Source organism: Schnuerera sp., assembly GCF_035459645.1.
Classification (GTDB): domain Bacteria; phylum Bacillota; class Clostridia; order Tissierellales; family Tepidimicrobiaceae; genus Schnuerera.
In genome coordinates this window covers 1-3,902 of record NZ_DATHXO010000398.1, presented here as the reverse complement: position 1 = coordinate 3,902, position 3,902 = coordinate 1, and the positions used below count along the sequence as shown (strand labels likewise).

General features: G+C 29.4%; 5 protein-coding genes. 4 read left to right on the top strand and 1 reads right to left on the bottom strand.

The genetic code is table 11. The features are described from left to right. The first annotated feature begins 515 nt into the window (after window positions 1-515). From VK998_RS09430 to istB, 4 genes are all read left to right on the top strand, one after another. The gene (locus VK998_RS09430; RefSeq protein WP_325227880.1) at window positions 516-863 is read left to right on the top strand and encodes a helix-turn-helix domain-containing protein; all 348 of its coding nucleotides are present in this window, start codon (window positions 516-518) and stop codon (window positions 861-863) included. Continuing rightward, on the top strand, window positions 826-1,164 hold the full coding sequence (locus tag VK998_RS09425; protein WP_325227879.1) for a transposase: 339 nt from the start codon (window positions 826-828) through the stop codon (window positions 1,162-1,164). Before VK998_RS09430 ends, VK998_RS09425 begins: the two co-directional genes overlap by 38 nt. A gap of 152 nt (window positions 1,165-1,316) precedes the next feature. Further along, entirely contained in the window at window positions 1,317-2,903 is a 1,587-nt protein-coding gene (gene istA / locus VK998_RS09420; protein WP_325227878.1) for an IS21 family transposase, read from the top strand. Next, the gene (istB, locus tag VK998_RS09415; protein WP_325227877.1) at window positions 2,900-3,658 is read left to right on the top strand and encodes an IS21-like element helper ATPase IstB; all 759 of its coding nucleotides are present in this window, start codon (window positions 2,900-2,902) and stop codon (window positions 3,656-3,658) included. Before istA ends, istB begins: the two co-directional genes overlap by 4 nt. A 10-nt stretch (window positions 3,659-3,668) precedes the next feature. Here the strand turns inward: istB and VK998_RS09410 are convergent. Next, the coding region (locus VK998_RS09410) for an ATP-binding protein (RefSeq protein ID WP_414713595.1) at window positions 3,669-3,902 on the bottom strand (234 nt) is incomplete at its 5' end.

The window sequence follows — 3,902 nt, the reverse complement described above, 5'->3', positions numbered from 1 at the left end:
GACTTAAAGGAGATAAATATGGAAAATATAAGAATAATCCATCAGTTTGAAAAGGGTAACAAGAAATATATTATAGCTGAAAGTACCAAAAAATATTGTAAATATCCTAGCTGAGGAACAGTTTCAGATAAGATATATTCAAAGTATACTAGAAAAATATTTAACGGCTCATTAGATGGACATTCTCAAGAAATTATATTGATAGTTAGGAAGTTTAAATGTAAAGAAATATCCTGTAGTCAGTCAATTTTTACTGAAAGATTTGATTTTATAAATCCTTACGCACGATTACCTAATAATATTATTGAAATAATCAAATTTCTGATAAATTTCATTTAATCAAAAATCTCTTAGATTCAGTAAGTAAATATATTAAAAGAAAACTAATTCTTTTAAATAGTTCTGATGAAATAAATAAAGGTAATTTAGAAAATCAAATTTCTGAAATTGCGATTAATAGTAATACAGCAAAAGATAAAATTAGAGAGGAAAAAATATCTGCTAAATGGAACTTGATGTTAGAGATAAAGGAGCAACATGAATCTGGTATATCTATAAGACAGCTTGCTAAAGATTATTCAATGTCAAGAACAACTATAAAAAAGTATTTAAATGCTGATAGTCCTGTGTATTGGCCCATTAGAAGAACGAGAGGAAGTAAGCTAGACCCATATAAGGAATTAATTATAGAATTGTTAGATAAAGGCAAAACCCAAGAAGAAATATTAGGTATACTCAATGAGCAAGGATATGATGGATCCAGATCCTTGATTTCTTCTTATATAAGCAAAAATGGGCTAAAGAAAAGTATAAATTATGATAAAAATGGAATTAAAGAAAAAGATAAAAGAAAATTACCATGAACTGATTGACTTAAAGAAATTAATTGAAGACTTTAAAGATATGTTTTCAGAAGATAAATTATCATTGGAAAAGTGGCTAATTAAAGCAAAAGCATTTAATATTTTAGAATTAGACTCTTTTATTAATGGTATTAAAAGAGACATAGATGCTGTGGAAAATAGTTTTAATAGTATTTATTCAAATGGTTTACTAGAAGGAATGGTTAATAAAGTAAAAGAAATTAAGCGTATGAGTTATGGACGATGTAAGTTTGATTTATTTAGAATAAAAATTCTCAACCACCAGGAAATATTTGGATAAGTAAACAAGCTATGCTTTGCTTTTAACAGAGATACATAAAAATCACCAAAATTGCAAGAGAACCCTAAAAGTAGGCCATCATTTCAGTTGAAAACTGGTCCACCTTTAAAATATAATACCCCTATGAATAACTTTTTAGGGGGAGATGGAAGGTGATAAGACTGGACCAAAAAGCAGAAATATTAATGAAATATTTCAGAGAAAACAAATCACAAAGAACGATAAGTCGAGAGTTAGGCATTTCTAGGACTACAGTGCAAAAATATATTAAGGAGTTCGAATCTAAAAATGAGGCATTACGAGAGTTAAAAAAGGATGAAGATCATAACAAGGCTGAGATACTTCTTCTAATTGAAGAAATGGCATCTAAACCTAAGTATGATACAAGTAAAAGAACCAAGATAAAATTAACAGATGATGTGCTTAAAGAGATAGATGAACTCGTTTCTGAAAATGAAAAAAATCGATTAATGGGAAGAACTAAACAGCTAATGAAAAAAATAGACATACATGAAGAACTAGTAGAAAGAGGATATGATATTGGATATACTACTGTTTGTAACTACATTAAAGAGACTTACGAGAAAAAGGAGGCCTACATTAGACAGGAATATGATTTAGGAGAAACATTAGAATTTGATTGGGGTGAAGTTAAACTTACGATTGATGGACGTGAAACTACCTTAAATATGGGTCTTTTCACAACTGCAAAAGGTTCATACCATTATGCAAAACTTTATCAAAATCAAAAGATGGAAAACTTCTTAGATATCCATGTTAAGGCTTTTAATCAGATTGGAGGTGTTCATAGAGAAGTAGTTTATGACAATATGAAACAAGCAGTAAAAAGGTTTGTAGGTAGGAACGAAAAAGAAGCTACTGAAGATTTAATTAAAATATCTTTGTATTATGGATTTAGATACAGGTTCTGTAATATAGCTAGTGGAAATGAAAAAGGGCATGTAGAAAGAGGAATAGAATTTGTTAGAAGAAAAGCTTTTTCTAACAAAATGGATTTTGATTCAATAGAAGATGCAAATCAACATTTAGAAGAAAGATTACTTAAACTTAATTCTAAAAAAAGAAACTGGCTTGAAAACAGAAGTCCAATAGATTTATTAAACGATGAAATGGATTATCTAATACCTTTAAAGCCTTCATATGATACTGCTAGAAGGATAGAAGCGAGAGTAAATAAGTATAGTATAATTAATATTGATCAAAACAAATATTCAGTACCAGATTATCTAGTTGGTAAATTTGTAACAGCTAAAATTTATCCAGAGAATATAGAAGTATATTACAAAGATAAATTAATAGCAACCCACCTAAGGTCCTACTCATCCCACCATTGGACCGTGGATATAAATCACTTTATCCATACATTAAAAAAGAAGCCTGGAGCGCTACATTCTAGTGTAGGTAGACATCAGCTCTCTCCAGAGCTTCAACAAATATATCATAAATATTATATCAATAATCCAAGAGATTTCATAGTACTTTTGGAGTTAATAAAAGAAAAGGATTTGGAAAGTGTATTAAAGGCGGTAAAAGAACTAGAAAAAATAAAAAAAGAAATGGTTAATACAGATAATATTAGAAATATAGTATTTAGGGCTCCCACTGTGGATAAACCCCTAGAAACTAAAGATACATCGATTCAAAAAGCATCTTTAGAACAAATATCAATATTAAGTGATTTGTTTAATTTAAAATCAGTGGGAGGTTATAAAAATTGAATAATACAATAAATGAGATAAAAGAATATATTAAGGAGTTAAAAATACCTGGGATAAACCAAGGTTTAAGAATGAAAATTGAAGAAGCATACAAATATAATCAACCCTATGAAGAACTACTAAAAGATATTTTTGTAGAAGCATATGATGTTAGAAAAGAGAATGGCAGGAAAAACAGGATTAGAAATGCCCGCTTCCCATACAAAAAATATTTAGATGAGCTTCAGGTAGATTATCTACCTGAAGACGCTAGGAATCGCTTTAAAGAGCTTAGAACATTAAACTTTATCAATGAAGGTAGGAATATTATCTTGGCTGGTAACCCTGGAACAGGAAAGACTCATTTATCCATAGGTCTTGGCATAAAAGCCTGTAATGAGGGGCATAAGGTGTTTTTTACAACAGCTGCTTCGTTGATAAATGAACTTAAGGAAACTAGAAGTGATAAAAAGCTATATACATTTGAAAAAAGATTCGAAAAATATGATCTAATAATTATAGACGAACTAGGCTATATCTCATTTGACAAAGAGGGAAGCGAATTATTATTTACCTTTCTCTCTCTAAGAGCGGAGAGGAAGTCCACAATAATAACTACCAATTTATCTTTTGATAGATGGAATGAAATATTTAATGATGCAGTTCTAACAGCTGCTTTAATCGATAGAATGACCCATAAATCTTATGTAATAAATATGAATGGGGATTCTTATAGAATTAAAGAAACTAGAGAATGGTTAGAAAAAAGTAGTTAATTTTTTTGTTTCAACTGGCCCAGTTTTCGATTAATATGTGGTACAGTTTTGGGTTGACAAATACAGATGATATTAACTGAAAGAAAAGATTTGCTTCTTCTCTTGTTATTGGAAGGTATCCAAGTTCATCTATTATGACAAGGCTTGAGGATAATATTCTATTCATTTTACCTTTGCTTTTTCTTGATATTTCTTGAGTTTTTAGCGTATGCATAAGACTATCCATTGTTACAAAACTTACCTT

What these genes read in the sequence shown, in the direction of transcription:
- VK998_RS09430 (WP_325227880.1), top strand. Translation starts at nt 516, where the DNA reads ATGTTAGAGATAAAGGAGCAACATGAATCTGGTATATCTATAAGACAG.
- VK998_RS09425 (WP_325227879.1), top strand. Translation starts at nt 826, where the DNA reads ATGGAATTAAAGAAAAAGATAAAAGAAAATTACCATGAACTGATTGAC.